Origin of the sequence: Streptomyces tamarix, assembly GCF_032423885.1 — a bacterium.
Taxonomy (GTDB): domain Bacteria; phylum Actinomycetota; class Actinomycetes; order Streptomycetales; family Streptomycetaceae; genus Streptomyces; species Streptomyces tamarix.
In genome coordinates this window covers 179,169-196,258 of the sequence record NZ_JAWCTQ010000008.1, presented here as the reverse complement: position 1 = coordinate 196,258, position 17,090 = coordinate 179,169, and the positions used below count along the sequence as shown (strand labels likewise).

14 protein-coding genes are annotated in these 17,090 nt (G+C 72.8%); 6 read left to right on the top strand and 8 right to left on the bottom strand.

Annotated features, from left to right (window positions below; genetic code table 11):
* Positions 1-37 precede the first annotated feature (37 nt).
* Positions 38-2,311: a peptidoglycan recognition protein family protein gene (locus tag RND61_RS09600; protein ID WP_315877416.1), complete on the bottom strand. Its 2,274-nt coding sequence runs from the start codon at positions 2,309-2,311 to the stop codon at positions 38-40.
* A gap of 806 nt (positions 2,312-3,117) precedes the next feature.
* Here RND61_RS09600 and RND61_RS09595 point away from each other — a divergent pair.
* The 6 genes from RND61_RS09595 (at position 3,118) to RND61_RS09570 (ending at position 9,819) form a co-directional block, all read left to right on the top strand.
* Entirely contained in the window at positions 3,118-3,381 is a 264-nt protein-coding gene (locus tag RND61_RS09595; RefSeq protein ID WP_315877408.1) for a phosphopantetheine-binding protein, read from the top strand.
* Positions 3,382-3,422: 41 nt separating this feature from the next.
* The gene (locus tag RND61_RS09590) at positions 3,423-4,394 is read left to right on the top strand and encodes a chlorinating enzyme (protein ID WP_315877407.1); all 972 of its coding nucleotides are present in this window, start codon (positions 3,423-3,425) and stop codon (positions 4,392-4,394) included.
* Positions 4,395-4,745: 351 nt separating this feature from the next.
* Positions 4,746-5,471, top strand: a complete 726-nt coding sequence (locus RND61_RS09585; protein WP_315877406.1) for a thioesterase II family protein — start codon at positions 4,746-4,748, stop codon at positions 5,469-5,471.
* 52 nt (positions 5,472-5,523) lie between these two features.
* On the top strand, positions 5,524-7,032 hold the full coding sequence (locus RND61_RS09580; protein WP_315877405.1) for an amino acid adenylation domain-containing protein: 1,509 nt from the start codon (positions 5,524-5,526) through the stop codon (positions 7,030-7,032).
* A 145-nt stretch (positions 7,033-7,177) separates the two neighbouring features.
* Positions 7,178-8,482 carry a cation:proton antiporter gene (locus RND61_RS09575; RefSeq protein WP_315877404.1) on the top strand — a complete coding sequence of 435 codons (1,305 nt, stop codon included), beginning with the start codon at positions 7,178-7,180 and terminating at the stop codon, positions 8,480-8,482.
* Complete coding sequence (locus tag RND61_RS09570) at positions 8,479-9,819, top strand: helix-turn-helix transcriptional regulator (RefSeq protein WP_315877403.1); 1,341 nt, start codon at positions 8,479-8,481, stop codon at positions 9,817-9,819. Before RND61_RS09575 ends, RND61_RS09570 begins: the two co-directional genes overlap by 4 nt.
* On the opposite strand, the gene RND61_RS09565 is transcribed toward RND61_RS09570, so the two are convergent.
* The 7 genes from RND61_RS09565 to RND61_RS09535 all read right to left on the bottom strand — a co-directional run bounded on the left by RND61_RS09565 (position 9,754) and on the right by RND61_RS09535 (position 17,090).
* Positions 9,754-11,184 carry an amidase gene (locus RND61_RS09565; RefSeq protein ID WP_315877402.1) on the bottom strand — a complete coding sequence of 477 codons (1,431 nt, stop codon included), beginning with the start codon at positions 11,182-11,184 and terminating at the stop codon, positions 9,754-9,756. The two genes, RND61_RS09570 and RND61_RS09565, sit on opposite strands and share 66 nt — an antisense overlap.
* 33 nt (positions 11,185-11,217) lie before the next feature.
* Positions 11,218-12,573: a phthiocerol/phthiodiolone dimycocerosyl transferase family protein gene (locus tag RND61_RS09560; protein WP_315877401.1), complete on the bottom strand. Its 1,356-nt coding sequence runs from the start codon at positions 12,571-12,573 to the stop codon at positions 11,218-11,220.
* A 16-nt stretch (positions 12,574-12,589) separates the two neighbouring features.
* On the bottom strand, positions 12,590-12,985 hold the full coding sequence (locus RND61_RS09555) for a hypothetical protein (RefSeq protein WP_315877400.1): 396 nt from the start codon (positions 12,983-12,985) through the stop codon (positions 12,590-12,592).
* 27 nt (positions 12,986-13,012) lie between these two features.
* Entirely contained in the window at positions 13,013-14,221 is a 1,209-nt protein-coding gene (locus RND61_RS09550) for an acyl-CoA dehydrogenase family protein (RefSeq protein WP_315877399.1), read from the bottom strand.
* A gap of 13 nt (positions 14,222-14,234) precedes the next feature.
* The gene (locus RND61_RS09545; RefSeq protein WP_315877398.1) at positions 14,235-14,759 is read right to left on the bottom strand and encodes a flavin reductase family protein; all 525 of its coding nucleotides are present in this window, start codon (positions 14,757-14,759) and stop codon (positions 14,235-14,237) included.
* Positions 14,760-14,964: 205 nt separating this feature from the next.
* The gene (locus RND61_RS09540; protein WP_315877397.1) at positions 14,965-15,897 is read right to left on the bottom strand and encodes an SDR family oxidoreductase; all 933 of its coding nucleotides are present in this window, start codon (positions 15,895-15,897) and stop codon (positions 14,965-14,967) included.
* Entirely contained in the window at positions 15,894-17,090 is a 1,197-nt protein-coding gene (locus RND61_RS09535) for an FAD-dependent monooxygenase (protein WP_315877396.1), read from the bottom strand. The genes RND61_RS09540 and RND61_RS09535 overlap by 4 nt, the downstream gene beginning before the upstream one ends.

Sequence of the window (17,090 nt, the reverse complement as noted above, 5' to 3'; positions counted from 1 at the left end):
GCCCCCCCCGCGGCCGTGGAACAACCCGGCGGGTCGGCTACTTGAGGTAGACGAGGCCGTCGGTGGTGACGGTCGGGCGGCCGGAGGTGCCGACGACGACGATCTTGACGGTGTGCTTGCCGCTGGTGGCCCAGGTCTTGGTCCAGATGGCGTCGCGGTACTTGGTGGTGGCGGACTTCAGGTCGACGGTCGCCGCCTTGACGCCGTCGACGTACACGTACGCCTGGCCGGAGGTGGCGGCGCGGGAGACGACCCAGGCGGCCGAGCGGCCGGTGAAGGTCCAGGTCAGGCTGGCGTTCTTGGTGGAGCTGGAGAAGGACTTGCCGCCCAGGTAGCTGCTGGAGGACTTGGCCGCCCACGTGCCGTACTTGGCGGCGGAGGTCTCCTGGAGGATCACCGGGGTGCCGGCGACGGAGGCGGTGGAGGTGTTGCCCGCCCGGTCGTGGGCGGTCATGCTCCAGGTGGTGGCGGCGCCGGACTTGGCCGTGTGGGCGGCGGAGTACACCGTCGGGCCGTACGTCTTCGCCACGGGGCTGGTCAGGCGCACTTCCTTCAGGGAGGTGCTGTCGGTCGCCTTCCAGCTCAGCGTGAGGGGCACGGCGGCGGTGTTGACGGTGCCGGTGCGCAGGGCGAGCGCGGGCTTGGTGGTGAAGGTGGGGGCGGTGGTCTCGGCGACGACGGTCACGGCGGCGGTCGTGGCGGTCTTGCCCGACTGGTGGACGGCGCGGACCTGGACCTTGCGGGTGCCGGGGGTCAGCGTCACCTTGCCGGAGGTCGCGGTGGCGGCGGCGGTGGCGGCCACCTTGCCGTCGACGAGCAGGTCGTACTGCTTGACCAGGGCGGCCGGGGTGGTCGCCGCCCAGTTCACGGTGACGGACGACTTCGTGTAGTACGTCGTGCCCGACGCGCCCGCGCCGGTGACCGACTTGACCGCCAGCCCGGCCACCGGCCCGGCGGCCCAGGAGCGCAAGGTGGGCAGCGAGCCGTAGAAGGCGTCACCGGGGCACTGGGTGTTGTAGCCGTCGCGGTGGCCGTGGATCGTGGGGAAGGAGAGCTGAGCGCCCTTCGCCCACGTCTTTCCGGAGTAGCTGCGCCCGGCGTCACCGGCGGTCAGGGTGGTGGTGCCGGCCGGGTCGACGCCGTACTGGCCCAGCTTCCACGCGGCGATGCGGGCGACGGAGGTCAGCGCCGCCTGCGAGGGCGCGGCGTCGGTGTAGGTGCCCAGGACGGAGATGCCGGTCGTCTCGGAGTTGAAGCCGTAGGCGTGCGCGCCCATCACGGGCAGGTCCACCCCGCCCTTGCGGCCCTCGTAGACGGTGCCGCACTTGTCGACGAGGAAGTTGTACCCGATGTCCTTCCAGCCCAGTTGCTTCACGTGGTACGCGTAGATGCCGCGCACCACCGCGGGCGCCTGGTCGCACGTGTACGCGTTGGACTCGGCGGTGTGGTGGACCACCACCGCCTTGACCCTGCCGTCCGGCAGGTACCCGGGGGCCTCGGGGCTGATCGACTCGTCCGCGCCCCAACCCGCCCGGGAGGTGATCGGCGGACGCGGCACGGTCGACGGCGGTGGGGACGGCGCGGTCGCCGTGGGGCTGGGGCTCGCCGGAGGCGTGGACGGCACGGACGGCGCGGAGGACGTCGGCGTCGGCGCGGCGCTCGTGGTGGGCTGCTCGGTCGGCGGCTCGCTCACCGGCGGGGTCGTGACCGGCTCCTGCGGGGACGTCACCGTCGGGACCGGGACCGGGTCCGGCGCGGGCTCCACCGGCCCGGGCGTCGTCCCGGTCGGGGTGGGCGTCGCGGTCTCCTCCAGGGCGAACGCCGCCGGCGCCATCCCCGACACGGTGCCCGTCTTGGGGTCCACCATGTCCAGCCGCAGCCCGGCGGGCAGCGCCTTGGACGTCGTCCCGCCCGCCCGCAGGCGCACCTCGACCCCGTCCGACGGGCCGACCCACGCCGGTTCCGTGCCCCCGCGGGCGGCGCCGCTCTCGCCCTGGCCGCTGTCCCCGTCCAGCCGCAGCCACGACGACCACTGCCCCGACCCGACGGCGCGGGTGCGGACCTCGACCGTCCCGGTGACCCGCGCGGCGGGCTCGGTCCACGTCACGCCGAGCATGCTGAAGGGCTTGGTCCCCTCCTCCTTCAAGACCGCCGAACGGCCGTCGGCGCTCGCCGCGATCGGCTTCGTCCGCGCCTCGGCCGCGACGGGGCGGGGCTTGCCGTCCCCCGGCCCCGCGGCCGGTTCGGTGCCCGTGGCACCCTGCAGGACGACCACACCGGTGACACCCGCCACGGCGACAGCCGCCGCCATCACTATTCGACGCCGCTTCACGCAGCCCCCACCCCTAGATCCTGATGCGCGAGGAACCCCGTACGACCCATACGCCTCGCGTCCCTGTGCGTACGCAGGCTACACACACGTGAGCGGCACCCCCTTCCCGCCTCACGGTTCTCCGCATGGAACGGGGCAGTCCGGGCACGCGCCCGCGGACGCACGCCCGGAAGGGGTTCGAAGCACCGCTCAGCCTCCGGGGCCCCGTCGGACGTGCAGCGACATGCCGCAATGATCCGCTTTCCCGCTCGGTGTCTTCCCCCGCGCGTTCACGCGTGCGACGTGCAACGTCACAGAGGGCCAGGACGGCACGGCGCCCCCGCCCGCGCGAACTCCCGGAGGGCCCCGGACGCCGCCCCACCCGCCGGCGCCCCCGTCCCGGCGGACCGGACCGGGAGGCGGCGGCGCCCTTCCGCTCGGGTGCGGCGGAAACGGCCGGAGGGTCCCCCTCGTCCCGGCGGTGACGCCGGGCGTGACGGAGGGGGAGTGCGCGGTGCCGGTGGGCGGGCCGGCGCGGCCGGTGCGCCGGTCCCGTGCGGCCACGGCCGGGGCCCGCAGGCCACCCGGACCGCGTCGTCAACACTGCAATTGGCACATGTTCTTGGCGCATACCCCCCAAGCGATTGGCATTACCGCGATCCTCTGGGCGCCTATAAAGTTGAGACCACAACGCGCTCTGCGTGTTTGCGCGGACCTGTGCAGAGCGTTCAGTGAACCTCCGGCCGGCTGATGTATCGCCTTCGCGGGAGGCTCGCACGAGACCCTACGAGAGGAGCAAGGCAGCAATGCCCGTTTCCACCCCCGAGGGCCTGCACGACATGCAGAAGCTGCTTGTCGACTGGGTGCGTGAATTCCTCGAAACCCCGGACGCGACCCTGGACGACAATTTCCTGGACCTGGGAGGCCACTCACTCCTCGCCATGAACCTCAACGCGCGTGTCCAGCAGTATTTTGGTCAGGAACTCGACGTGAAGACCCTGTTCGAGCAGTCGCTCGGCGAGGCCATCGCGGAACTGCATGCGCGGACGACCGCGCAGCAGGCGGCGTGACCCGTTCACCAAGCCCACCCCCACCAGAAGCTGGAGTAGCCGTGAGTGACAAGACGTCGGATTTTCGGCTGACCCCCGAAGAGCTCGCCAAGTTCGAGGAGCAGGGCTTCATCGGACCGATCAAGGTCTATGAGCCCGAGGAGATGGAGAGGCGCTGGAGGGAGATACGCCGCGCCATTCCCGACCGGTCGCGGGCGATCTACCCGGAGGACTCGCTGGGCGCCGTCACCAACCTCTCCAACTACGACCGGCACCTCGACATCGACCTGCTCAGCGAGCACATCATGCAGCGGGCCATCGTCGAGCGGGTGGCCTCCATCCTCGGCCCGAACCTGCTGTGCTGGCGCACCGAGTTCTTCCCGAAGTACCAGGGTGACGAGGGCACGGACTGGCACCAGGCGGCGACGTTCGCCCACTCCAGCGGCCGTCCCCAGATCCAGTGGCCCGCGCAGAACGACGCGCCCGCCTTCGGCGGCACGATCACCGCCTGGACGGCGTTCACCCACTCCACGAAGGAGAACGGCTGCCTCCAGCTCATGCCGGGCACGCACCGGGTGATGAACTACGACGAATCCCTCGGCATGTCCTACAACCCGGACACGATCAACAAGCGGGAGAAGGAAAGCGTCAGGCGCGGTTTCTTCGGCTACGACTACCGCGAGCTCCAGAAGGACCCGAACTGGCGCCCCGACGAGTCGAAGGCGTTCTCCCTCGTCATGCAGCCCGGTGAGTGCGTCATCTTCTGGTCGACCCTGATGCACGGTTCGCTTCCGCACACCGGCAGCAAGAAGGACTACCGCATGGGGTTCGCGACCCGGTACGTGCCGACCCAGGTCAAGATCTACCCGGACCTCGACGACGTGTCCGAATACGGCGGCACGATTCCGCTGGAGAACTACGCCGCCGTTCTCGTCGCCGGCAAGGACGAATACGGCATCAACAAGCTGACCGACCGGAGCCGGCGCGGTCACAGGTTCGTCCCGTGGGATTTCCGGCAGCCCGTCGGAAACTGACGCCCCACCGGAACGCACCGACACGAGCCCGGCTGCCACGGCCATGAGCATGCGGCCGGGGCCGAGTAACGGCGCGTCAACCGCGACGCCCGTCCGGGCGAGGCGGCGGAGCAGCCAGCCACTTCGCCGCCGAATTCACCGCACCGCCCGCCAGACCGAGGAAATCGTCACCGGTCCGTGCCGCCGATGCGGCCCCCGGCCATGAGAAAGCCGGGAAAAGGACCGCGGCGACCCGGACCGGCGGCGTCCGGTCGCGGCGCACGCGCGCCCCGCCCCGGAACGGCGTGACCGGCGACCCCCCTCACCGGCCACGCCGCTCCGGGCCCCCTCCCCCTCCCGGAAGGCGCACCGATGGCCGTGCTCGCCCTGTTCCACCACGCCGGCGGTTCGGCGGCCGTGTTCCGCCGGCTGACCCGGCTGCTGCCCGACCACATCACGCCCCTGGTGGCCGAACTCCCCGGCCGGGGCCGCCGCTGGCGTGAGCCCACCCTCCACACCGCCGAAGAGGCGGTCCGGGACCTGACGGACCTGCTGGTCCGTCAGGTCGGTACCGACGACGAACTGTCGATCTTCGGCCACAGCATGGGCGCCTACCTAGGGCTCGGCGTGGCGGCGGCCCTGGAGCGGCGCGGCGGACCGCGGTGCCAGGTGCTCTTCGCCTCCGCCAACCTCGCCCCGCAGCGCGCCGTGCCGCTGTTCGCCGACGGCGCCCCTCCCGCATCCGACGAAGAGGTGCTGGAACGCGCCGCGCGGTACGGCGCGCTGGACACCGCACTGCTCCGCGATCCGCACATCGCCGCCCGCGCCGTCTCCCTGCTGCGGGCCGACTTCGACATCTGCGACTCGTTCGTCCGCACCATGTCCTGGACCGTGACCGAAAGCCGCATCGTCGTCTGCCGGGGGCGGGAGGACGCGTTCGGCGACGAGCACACCGACCAGTGGCAGTGGAGCAGCGTCCAGCCGCTCACCACCCACACGTTCCCCGGCGGCCACCTCTACCTGGAGTCGGCCGGGGCCGAACCGCTCGCGGCGACGATCGAGTCGGTCATGACCGAACCGGCGCAGTCCCCCACCTGATCCGGCCTGGGAGCAACCATTGACTAGCGTACGGAATTCCCCCGGAAGGACCTTGCTCGCGCACGAGCTGTTCGAAGCCCGGCGCGACCTCCACCCCGACCTGCCCGCCATGGTCTGGGGCGACAGGACCCTCACCTACGAGGAGCTGGGGCGCGACTCGGACCGGCTGGCCCTCGCGCTGCGCTCGGCGGGCGTCACGGGACAACCGGTCGGCGTCTTCTTCGAGCGCGGGTTCGCCATCGCCGTCGCGGTGCTCGGCGTGCTCAAGGCGGGCTGCGCCTACGTGCCGCTCGACCCGGCCTACCCCGACGAACGGCTCGCCGCCATGGTGCGCGACAGCGGCGCGAGGATCCTGCTGTCCGACAAGGCGATCCTCGACCGGATCCCGGTGCCGGACGGCACCCGCGCCACCGCCCTGGAGGACCTCCTCTCCGCCGTCGAGGACACGCCCCGGACGACGGCACCGGCGATCGGACCGGACTCGCTCGCCTACGTCATCTACACGTCCGGGTCCACCGGGGTGCCCAAGGGCGTGGCCATGCCCCACGGCCCGCTGGCCAACCTCATCGACTGGCAGTGCGCGCACTCGTCGTGCGGCACCGGGGACCGGACCCTCCAGTTCTCCGCGCTGAGCTTCGACGTGTCCTTCCAGGAGCTGTTCAGCACCTGGGCCTCCGGCGGGACGCTGGTGGTGGTCGACGACGCGACGCGCCGGAGCTGCCAGGCCCTGATCGAGCTGATGAACCGCGCCTCGGTGCGCCGCATGTTCCTGCCGTTCGTCGCGTTGCAGGCGATAGCGGAGCACGCCAGCACGGTCGGCGCGTGGCCGGTCTCCCTGCGCGAGGTCATCACCGCCGGCGAACAGCTCCAGGTGAGCCCCGCGGTGCGCGCCCTGTTCCAGCACCTGGACGGGGCCGTGCTGGTGAACCAGTACGGCCCGTCGGAGACCCACGTGGTGACCTCGCTCGAACTCGACGGCGATCCGCTGACGTGGCCGGACCAGCCCAGCATCGGCCGGCCCATCACCAACGCCGAGGCGTACGTCCTCGACGAGCACCTGCGCCCGCAGCGGCCCGGCGTGCCCGGTGAGCTGTGCATCGGCGGCCCGGTGCTCGCGCAGGGCTACCTGGGCATGCCCGACGTGACCGCCACGCGGTTCCGGACCGTGCCGGGCGTGGCCGGCGGGGGGCGGATCTACCGGACGGGCGACCTGGTCGAGCTCCTGCCGGACGGCACCATCCGGTTCCTCGGACGGCTGGACGACCAGGTGAAGATCCGGGGCCACCGCGTGGAGACCGGCGAGGTCGAGGCGCGCCTGCGGGCACTGCCGGAGGTGGCCGACGCGGCCGTCGTGGTGCGGGAGACCGCGGCGGGCGGCAAGCAACTGGTGGCGTTCTGCGTACCGGCGCACGGCGCCCGGGTGGTCGCGTCCGCGATCCGGCGGAGCCTGGCGGTGCACCTGCCCGGCCACATGATCCCGTCGTCGATACGGGACCTCCCGTCGTTCCCGCTGACCCCGAGCGGCAAGGTCGACCGCAAGGCGCTGGCACGGCGGCTCTGACCGCGGGGCGGCCGGTCCGGTACCGGCCGCCTCCCCCGGACGGCTCCGGCCGTCCCCGTCCCGGATCCGGCCGCTCCACTCCCGGATCCGGCCGTTTCGGTCCCCGAGAAGGCAGGAGTGAGGAGTGTCGACGCACGGTCCGGCCTTGAGCGCGGGGGAGAGCGGCAGCGTAGCCGGGGTCGTCCTGGTGGACCTGGCCCTGGTGCTGCTCGCCGCCTTCCTGTTCGCCACCTTGGCCAAGCGGGTGCGACAGCCCGCAGTGATGGGCGAGATCGTCGCCGGGATAGCGCTGGGGCCGAGCCTGCTCGGGCTGCTGCCCGGCGACCTGCCCCGGCTGCTCTTCCCCCCGGAGGTCCGCCCGTACCTCGAAACGCTCGCTCAACTCGGCCTGGTGCTGTTCATGTTCGGCGTCGGCTACCAGTTGAGCCTTTCACACGTCAGAGGCGTCGGGAGGCACATCGCGCTCGTGTCGTTCAGTTCGGTGGCCCTGCCGTTCGCCCTGGGCGCCGGGCTCGCGCTGCTGCTGTACCCGTGGCTCGACCAGACCCAACTGAGGACGCAGGGGGTGCTCGGCCCGGCCCTCTTCCTCGGGGCGGCGATGTCCATCACCGCCTTCCCGGTCCTCGCCCGGATCATCACCGAACGGGGCCTGCAGAAGCAGCGGGTGGGCACGGTGGCCCTGGTCAGCGCCGCGATCCAGGACGTGATCGCCTGGAGCGTACTCGCCGCGGTCGTCACGATGGTGAGCGTCAGCGGCCTCTGGTCGTTCGGGCGCACCGTCGGCGGCGCGGTCCTCTTCGTGCTCGTGCTGCTCTTCGCGGTACGGCCGGCCCTGTCCTGGCTGCTGGCCCCGGAACGGCGATGGGCGGGCAGCGGCACGACCGTCCACGTCGTGCTCTGCTCCGGCCTGCTGACCAGCGCGTGGATCACCGACGAGATCGGGCTGCACGCGGTGTTCGGCGCGTTCCTGTTCGGCGCCGTCGCGCCCCGCCACCACATCGACTCGACCGCGCCCGAGGTGCCGGAACGCATCGACCAGACCAGCCTTCTGCTCCTCCCGGTCTTCTTCACCGTGACCGGCCTCTCGGTGGACCTCGCGGGCCTCGGCGCGCAGGGGCTCGTCATGGTCCTCGCGATCGTCGCGGTGGCCTGCGCGGGCAAGTTCCTCGGCGCGGCGGGCGCGGCGCGGCTCACCGGGGCCACCGGACGCGAGTCCGCGGTCCTGGGCATCCTGCTCAACGCGCGCGGACTGACCGAACTGGTCGTCCTCAACGTGGGGCTGAGCCTGGGCGCCCTCGACACCCGGTTGTTCACCGCCATGGTCGTGATGGCGCTGGTCACCACGGTGATGACCGGACCGCTGCTGACCCGGTACCAGGCCGACGGCGCGTCGGGTCCGGCGACAGCGCGGCAGCCGAGGAAACACACGGGGGAGGGCGCGGTCCGATGACGACGATCACGACGAGACGGATTCCGTCCCCGTCCGCGCCGTCCCCGTCCACCGCGCCGTCCCCGCTCCGGCTGCCGCTGCGGGGCCGCGAGGACGAGATGGCGCGCGCCCTGCGGGCACTGGAGTTCGGCGCCGACGGCGGCTGCGCCCTGGTGGCGGTGGAGGGGCCGCCCGGCTCCGGGAAGACCCGGTTCCTGGACGAGTGCGTGACCACGGCGGAACGGCTCGGCTTCGTGACCGGACACCGGTTCCCCCTCGCCGGCCCGGCCGGTCCGATGGGCACCGGCACCACCGACCGGCCCCGGCTGATCGTCCTGGACGACGCGCACTGGCTGGGAGAGGAGGCGAGCGACGCGCTGCTCGCCCAGCGGTACGCCCGGTACGGCAGCAGGGCGGTGGTCTGGCTGGTCGCGCGCCGCCGCGGGACGGGGGCGAGGAGCCTCGACGCGCTGGTCGCCAGCTCCATCGGGCACACCGAGCGGATCACCCTCGACGCGCTCCGCGCCCCCGCGGCGCTCCAGGTGGCCGTCGACGTCCTGGGCGTCCCCCCGTCCGCCCCGCTCGCCCGGGTGCTGCACGGCGCGGGCGGACACCCCAGGCTGCTCGTGGAACTGCTGGAGGGAATGCGCGAGGAACACCTGATCCGGGTGGGGCCCCACGAGGCGCAGCTCGTCGAGGAGCGCATCCCGCAGCGGCTGCGGGCACTCCTCCAGAGCATGCTCCTGGAGTACCCGGACGAATGCCGCCAGCTCCTGCGGGTGGCGGCGGTCCTCGGCCGGGAGAGCACGGTCGACGACCTCCTGCCCCTCCTGCGCGTGCCGCCGTCCGCCCTGCTGCTCACCCTGGACCGGACGATCACCACCGGGGTGCTGGCCGTCGGCAACACCCGTGTCCGCTTCCCCAACGAGTTGCTGTGGCAGCTCATCGTCGACTCGGTGCCGGCCACGCTGCGGCACGCGTTGCGCCGGCAGGTGGCCGACGCCCGGCCGGGGCCCGGGTCGGGCGCCCGGCCGGCGCCCGACCCCGAGGCCCGGACGCCGGGGCCCGGGGCCCGGACGCCGGTGCCCGCCGGGCCGCCGGACCTCAACGGCCAGGAGCACAGGATCGTCCAGATGGTCGCCGAAGGGCTGACCAACAAGCAGATCGCCCGGCGCCTCGAAATCTCCCCCCACACCGTCAACTACCACCTGAAGAAGCTCTTCCGGAAGGCCGGGGTGAACTCCCGCATCGCCTTGCTGCGCGAGACCGGCTGGAACGACCGCCCCGACGGCTCACCCGAGCCGGGGCCGCGCGTCGGCCCACGGACGGGCGCGTTCGAAGGCGGCGGCCAGACCTAGGAGGCGGTCTTCGGCCCCGGGCGCGCCGACCAGCTGGATGCCGACCGGCAGGTTCCCCGCGGCCCGCCCCGCGGGGAGCGAGACCGCGGGCTGCCCGGTGATGTTGAACGGGTACGTGAAGGCCAGCCAGTCGGCGTACTCCCGCCACCGCTCCTGGAACCCCGAGCCCTCCGGAGCCGCCCCGAGCGGAGGCGGGAGCACGGTGAGCGTGGGGGTGAGCAGGACGTCGTAGCGCGTCCAGAAGCGCAGGACGTCCGCCGCCCGGCTCTGGGCGGCCGCGATGGCCGCGCAGTAGTCGACGGCGCCCAGCCGCTCGCCGTACAGGGCGATGTCGAGGGTCGTCGACTCCAGTTCGGCCAGGTGCTCCGGCGGCACGCCGCGGACCATGGCGGCCACGTTCGTCGCGATGACCGTCAGCAGGGGGTCCAGGAGCCCGCCGAGGTCGGGCGCGGCCTCGACCACCTCGACCCCCAGGGCCTCGAAGGCCGACACGGCCTGCTCGAACACCTCCCGCACCTCGGGGGCGACCGCGCCGTGCGGCGGCGTGCCGGTGTACGCCACGCGCAGCCGCTCCGGCGGCCGGTCGCAGGCGGCCAGGAACGAACCGGACGGCGCGGGCAGCCCGTAGGGCTCCCCGACGACCGGGCCCGCCATCACGTCGAGCATCAGGGCGGCGTCGCGGACGGTGCGGGCCACCGGGCCGTTGATGACGTATCCCGCCCACTGCTCCTGGGAGGCCGGCGCCCACGAGGTGCGTCCGCGGGTGGGCTTGAGCCCCACGACCCCGCAGGCGGAGGCGGGCGCCCGCACGGAGCCGGCGCCGTCGGCCGCCAGGGCGAGCGGTCCGATGCCGGCGGCCACGGCGGCCGCGGCGCCGCCGCTGGAGCCCGCCGGGCCGTGCTCGGTGTTCCACGGGTTGCGGGTGGCCGGGAAGGCCCGGTTGTCCGTCGTAATCCGCAGCCCGAACTCCGGCATGTTGGTACTGCCGACGAGGATGCCGCCCGCCCGCCGGAGCCGGGCGACCGACTCGCTGTCGAAGCCCGGCTCGTAGCCGGTGAACGGCAGCGACCCGTAGGCGACGGGCAGGTCCGCCGACTCGTTGGCGTCCTTGATGGTGAACGGGACCCCGTGCAGCGGGCCGCGTTCCTCCGGCGGCAGCGCGTCCGCGGCGCGCGCGTCCGCGAGGGCGCCTTCCGCCCGCACGGCGACCACCGCGTTCAGCAGCGGGTTCACCTCTTCCAGGTGGGCGAGGACCGCTTCGGTGACCTCGACGGCGGACAGTTCCTTGTTCCGGATCAGGTCGCGGAGCTCGGTCGCGGGCGTGAAGACCGGCGGCCCCGCGGGCGTGAGGCCCGGTGCGTTCATCTACGGTGCTCCCATGCGGGTCGGGGCCGGGCGTCAGCCGGCCGCTCGTAAGAGGGCGAGGACGATCTCCACGCACCTGTCGGCGAGCCTCGCCGCGCGCTCGTCCGAGACCAGTCCCTCGGCGTAGGTGAAGTTCCAGGCGAGCTGGTGGTGGCTGGAGTTGACGGTGGCGACGAACGTGCCCACCACCGACAGCGAGGCGACGAACTGCGCGCCCGACGCACGCCACGGGCCGATCGCGTCCGGGAACGGGAACCGGCCGATGTTGGAGATGCAGAAGTTGATCGGGCCCTTCTCGTCCAGGTGCCGCACGAAGGGCATGCTGTCGGCCAGGCTCTGCGGCCCCGAGCTGCCGATCAGGCGGATCATGGAGAACTGCTCGCCCCGCGCCTTGCGCGCCCTGAGGTCCGCGCTGATCTCCCGGGCCGTCTCCCACAGCGGACGGGCCGCCACGTGCTCGACGAGGGAGGGGATGGTCGCCACGTAGCTGCCCACGTCGTCCGGGGCCACCGACGGTTCGAGGTCGCCGCGGAAGTCGACCGGGGAGCCTATCGAGTACCACGTCGCGTCGGCGGCCCCGGCGTCCGTGGCGACCGCGCGCACCATCGCGGCGGTGAGCACGCCGTGGACGGTGACCCCGCGGGCACGGCACGCCAGGGCGAGGCGGTCCAGCGTCGCGGCGTCCAGCGACCGGTGGAGGAACCGGGTGCGGCGCCGCTCGAAGGGGACGGCCAGGTCGGCGTCGACGCGGCGCGGACGCAGCCGCCGGAGGTCGTCCTCGTCCCGTTCGGCCTTCGCCTTCGCCCGTGCCTCTCCCGCCGCGCCGCGGTGCCCGGCCGGGAAGAGCTCCTCGGCCGCGGGCAGGACGGCACGCGGTTCGACCGGGTGGCCCGCCGCGAGTTCGGCCCACTGCCGCAGCAGGGAGATGACCGTGGTCCCGTCCGCGATGACGTGCAGCAGGCTCAGGATCAGGTCGTGCACCTCGCCGTCGGGCCCCGGGCCGGTGAGCACGGTGGCCGTGGCGAGCGGCCCGGCGCGCCAGTCGACGCGGCCGTTGACGAGTTCCCGGTCGATGACCCGCGTCCAGCCGTTCTCGACGGCGTCCGGCGAGTCGAGGACGCGGTGGTCGAGGGGGATCGGGCGGCCGTCCACCGGAGCGAACCGGGGTTCCCGCCCGGTCGCTCCGGCCTCGATCGCCACGCGCAGCAGCGGGTGGCGGTCCTGGAGCGCGGTCAGCGCCGAGCGCCACCGCGCCGCGGGGACCGGGCCGTGCACGCGGACCCGCCCGATGACGTTCAGGGGTGATATCTGGTCGGCGATCCAGTACCAGCGCTCCAGCGGGCTGAGTTCCCGCCGCACCGCCTGGACGGCCGTGGAGGTCGTGGACACGTGTGCTCCCCGGCGGTCAGTCGACGGGTGACGCGGAGAGCGGCCGGAACATGGCGGCGCTCGCCCGGGTCTCCGGGGTGGTCTGCCACGGCGGGTTGGTGCCGAAGGCGAGCAGGACCTCCTCCCCGTCGGCCCGGAACGTGACCGGGTCGCCCTTCTCCACCCACACCATCTCGTGCGGGCCGGCGGTCACCGAGCCGCCCTCGAAGTCCACGGCGAACCGCCCGGACAGGACGACGATGAACTCGTCGTAGCTGGGCACCCACTCCATGACGTCGCCGGGGTGCAGGCAGGCGTATCCGGCGCCCATCGACTTCGGGACCCCGTCGTCGGCCAGGTCACCGATGTAGATGCGGGTGTCGGCGAACTGCTGCCAGTTCGCCCGCTTCGTGTCGTACGCGTGCGCGGCCATGGCCGTCTCCTCTCTGTGGTCTCCGCGTCACACGAGCGGAGAGATCTGCTCCTCGACGCCCAGCAGGGCCTTGCCGTACATTTCCTCGATCATCTGGGGCTGGAGGATGGCGTGCCGGGCGCCCACGGCCGAGTCCCGCCAGATCCGCTGGAGCGGGTTGGCGTCGGCGAAGCTGCCCGCGCCGTGCGCGGTCAGCAGGAGGTCGATCGCCTCGGTGACGTGCCCGACCGCGCCGCTGAGGTCCGCCCGCGCCCGGAGCCGGCTCAGCGGGTCCAGGGCCTCGCCGCGCGCCGCCGCCGCGTCGATGTCGTCGGCCGCGCGCCGGACGTGCAGGTGCGCGCTGTCGATCTTCTGTGTCGCCTTCGCGAGCTGGAGCTGGAAGGCCGCCGAATCGCGCTGCTTCTCGAAGAAGGTGAACGTGATGGCCTTGGCGGCGGACCTGGCCTTGACCAGTTCCAGCGCCGCGCGGCCCAGACCCAGCTGCGGGGCCACCAGCGGGGCCCCGGTGAGGAACTGCGCGATGGCCGCGCGGGGCAGGCTGCCGCCGGACCGCTGGGGCGGGTATTCGCCCGCCATCGCCTTCGGCACCGACAGGACCCGGTGCTCCGGTACGAAGATGTCCTCGGCCACCAGGCAGTTGCTGCCGGTGGCGCGCATGCCCGCGACGAACCAGCTCTCCTCCACCGTGTAGTCGGTGGCGGGCACCAGCGCCATGCCCTGGTCGACGATCTGTCCGGTGGAGTCCGGGACGGGGAAGCCGATGAGGGCCCAGTCGGCGTGCCAGGCACCGGAGGCGTAGTGCCACCGGCCCGAGACCCGGAAGCCGCCCTCGACGCGGTGGGCGGTGGCGCTCGGCGTGAGCACACCGGACACCTTCGCCTCCGGGTCGGCCTTGAACACCTCGTCCTGGGCCTGCTCGGGGAAGAGGCTGACGACCCACGCCACCGAGTTGCAGACCGAGACCACCCACGAACTGCTGCCGTCCCCCTCGGCGAGGACCGCGGACACGTCGATCAGGGTGCGCAGGGACGCCTCGTGGCCGCCGTACCGCTTGGGCACGGCCAGCTTGAACATGCCGGCGCCCACGAGGGACTTCACGGTTTCCTCGGAAAGCCTGCGGTCGCGCTCCGCCTGTTCGGCGTTGCGGGCGAGGAGCGGAACCAGTTCGCGCGCGCTGCGGAGCAGGTCGGACGACGCCGGAGAAACAGGGGACTTTTCTTCTGGGGTGACGGTCATGGAATTCTCCATATCAGCGGGCGAACGCCGCTATCTGGTCGGTGATGGAAGTGTTCTGCCGGTCCGCGAAGGCGGAGTGCGTCCCGAACATCCGGCGGCCGTAGACGAGGGGCGCGGCGGCCCGCGCGCCGGAGACGCGGGCCACCAGACTGAGTAACAGCAGATGGTCCCCGCCGGTGACGAACCGCTTCGGGAGGCACACGAGCCAGCCCGGCGCGTCCCGCAGCCGCGGCAGCCCCTCGTCCACGTACCACTCGACTTCGGCGAACCGGTCGGCGACCGGGGAGGCGAACGCTCCCGCGACGGCGGCCTGCCCGGCACCGAGCAGGTTCACGCCGAACCGGCCGGTCCGCCGGATCTTCGGCAGCAGGGCGGAGCGGTGGTCCAGTGCGATGGTCACCATGGGCGGACGCAGGGACAGCGAGGCGAGCGAACCGACCGTCGTGCCGTGGGGCCGACCGTCCGCCATCGCCGTGACCACCGCCACCGGGGTGCAGACATCGGCCATGAAATCCTTGAACTCTCGCTCCGTGACCATTCCTTCTTCCCTGGGTGTGAAGGGGGCAGGTGTTCTTCGCGGAATTTCCGGCGGGAGGAGCTTTGTCGGCGGGGTTTCAGCCGTGAATTATTCGGTCGACGTTTCTTCGTGAACTCGACGCTGCGTACGCTATCCAGGGGGCCGGGGCGCGTCCAGCGAATCCATTCGGTACTACTCGAATGCGCAGTCGGCCCCGGCCGGGCGGCTACCCCTGCCGCCGGTCCACCGGGTCGGGCGCCCCCACGGAAGCGGTGATCCCGCTGAACCGGCGGTCCAGCAGGGCGTCGGGGAGCAGCCGCGCCCAGCGGCCCATGCTGCGCGCGTCCGCGCCGACCCAGTACCGGGTTCGGGGGCGTACGTCGGTCAGGGCGCGGACGACCGCGCGGACGAAGTCCTCGGGCGTGGTCCTGCTCGCCAGGGCCTGCTGCCCGTTGCCCTCCATGAACGCCCCGAAGGCGGACCGGTAGAGCTCGGCCACCGCGGGGGGCGCGTCGCTCAGCACCCGGTCGCCCGCCTCGGACACCTTGTTCCAGATCGGCGTGAGGATGGCGCCCGGCGCCACGATCGACACGCGCACGCCGGTGGGCGCCAGTTCGCGCCGGAGGGCGTCGCTCAGCGCCTCCTTGGCGAACTGCGCCGCGGAGTAGGCGCCGAGGAACGGGACGGCGGCCTTGCCGAGGCCGGAGGTGACGTTGACGACCCGCCCCCGCGACTGGCGCAGCAGCGGCAGGTGGGCGCGGACCATCCCGAGGTGCCCGACCACGTTGACGTCGAGCTGCCGGCGGAACTGGTCGCTGTCCACGCACTCCAGGGGGCCGGGGACGCAGATGCCCGCGTTGTTCACCAGGCCCCGCAGCCCGCCGTACTCGCGTGCGGCGAGCTCGGCCGAGGCCCGCACCGACGCGTCGTCGGTGATGTCGATGGGGACGGGGCGGAGCCGGCCGTACAGCGACTCGGCGAGCAGTTTCTCCCCGTCCTCGCTCCGCCGGACCCCCGCGAGGACGTGGAAGCCGCGGCTCTCCAACTCAAGGGCGCACTCCCGGCCCAGCCCCGACGAGGCGCCGGTGACGACGACCGCTCCGTGCGCCGGGAGGCGCCTCCTCGCCGGAAGGCCCCCGCGCACCGTCCGTCCCGTCATCGGTTCGTCCCTTCGTCCACGTCGGGGAGGAGGCCCGCGCCCGGGAAGGTCAGGGCGGGTTCGAGCTTGCCGACCAGGTTCCGGTGCGACATCCACCGGAAGTACCCGTCGCGGACCCTCCGGCGCACGGGCCCCTGCGACTGCTCGAAGTCGCTGATCGACCGGGTGGCTTCCACGATCATCCGGGTCCGGTCGTACCGCGCGGCCTCGTAGCCGCGCAGCCCGCTCGGCACGTCCGGGGCGTGCTGTAGGTGCTGCGCCAGGACGGCGGCGTCCTCCATCGCCATGGCCGAGCCCTGGCCGAGGCTGGTGAGCATCGGGTGGGCGGCGTCCCCGAGCAGGGTCACCGGGCCGGTGCCCCAGGGCTGGAGGAACGGGCGGTCCTTGGTGTTCAGCGTCAGCAGGTCCTCGGGCGGCGTCACCCGGATCGCCTCCCGGACCTCGTCGGGCCAGCCGGAGTAGGCGGCGAGCACCCCGGCCTTGCCCCCGCTCCAGGTGCTGGACTCCTCGAACGGCATGTTCTTCGTGCCCCACCAGTAGAGGCGCCCCCGGCCGATGTCGACCAGGCCGAACCGCATCCCGTCGCCCCACAGGTGCACCACGGAGCCGGGCGCGAACCGCGGGTGGCTGTACTCGGTGATGCCCAGCCAGGCGATGTACCCGCTGTCGCGGACGGGCTCGTTCGGCCCGGTGAGCTGCCGGCGGATGGCCGAGTTGAACCCGTCGGCGCCGACCAGGAGGTCGGCCTCGGCCCACTGCCCGTCGGTGAAGCGCACCCGTGCCCGGTCGCCGGCCACCTCGAACCGCTCCGCGGCGGCGTTCAGCCTGATGGGCACGTCCGCCGCCTCGTCGAGGAGCGCGGCCAGCAGGTCGGCCCGGCTGATGCACACGCAGGGGACGCCGATGCGCCGGGTGATCTCGGGGAAGGGGAACTCCCGGATCAGCCTGCCCTTCCAGTCCTTGACGTGGTACGTCTCCATCACCCGGCCGCGCTTCTCCAGGCCGAGGTCGATGTCGAGGGTGGCGAGCGCCGCCGTGGCGTTGCTCATCACGGAGAGGCCGAACCCGGCGGCCCTGAGCTCGGGGGCCCGTTCGAACACCTCCACGTCGAAGCCCACGCGCCGCAGCGCGATGGCCGTGGTCAGTCCGCCGATGCCCGCACCGACGACGATGGCCGTCCTTGTCCCATTCAT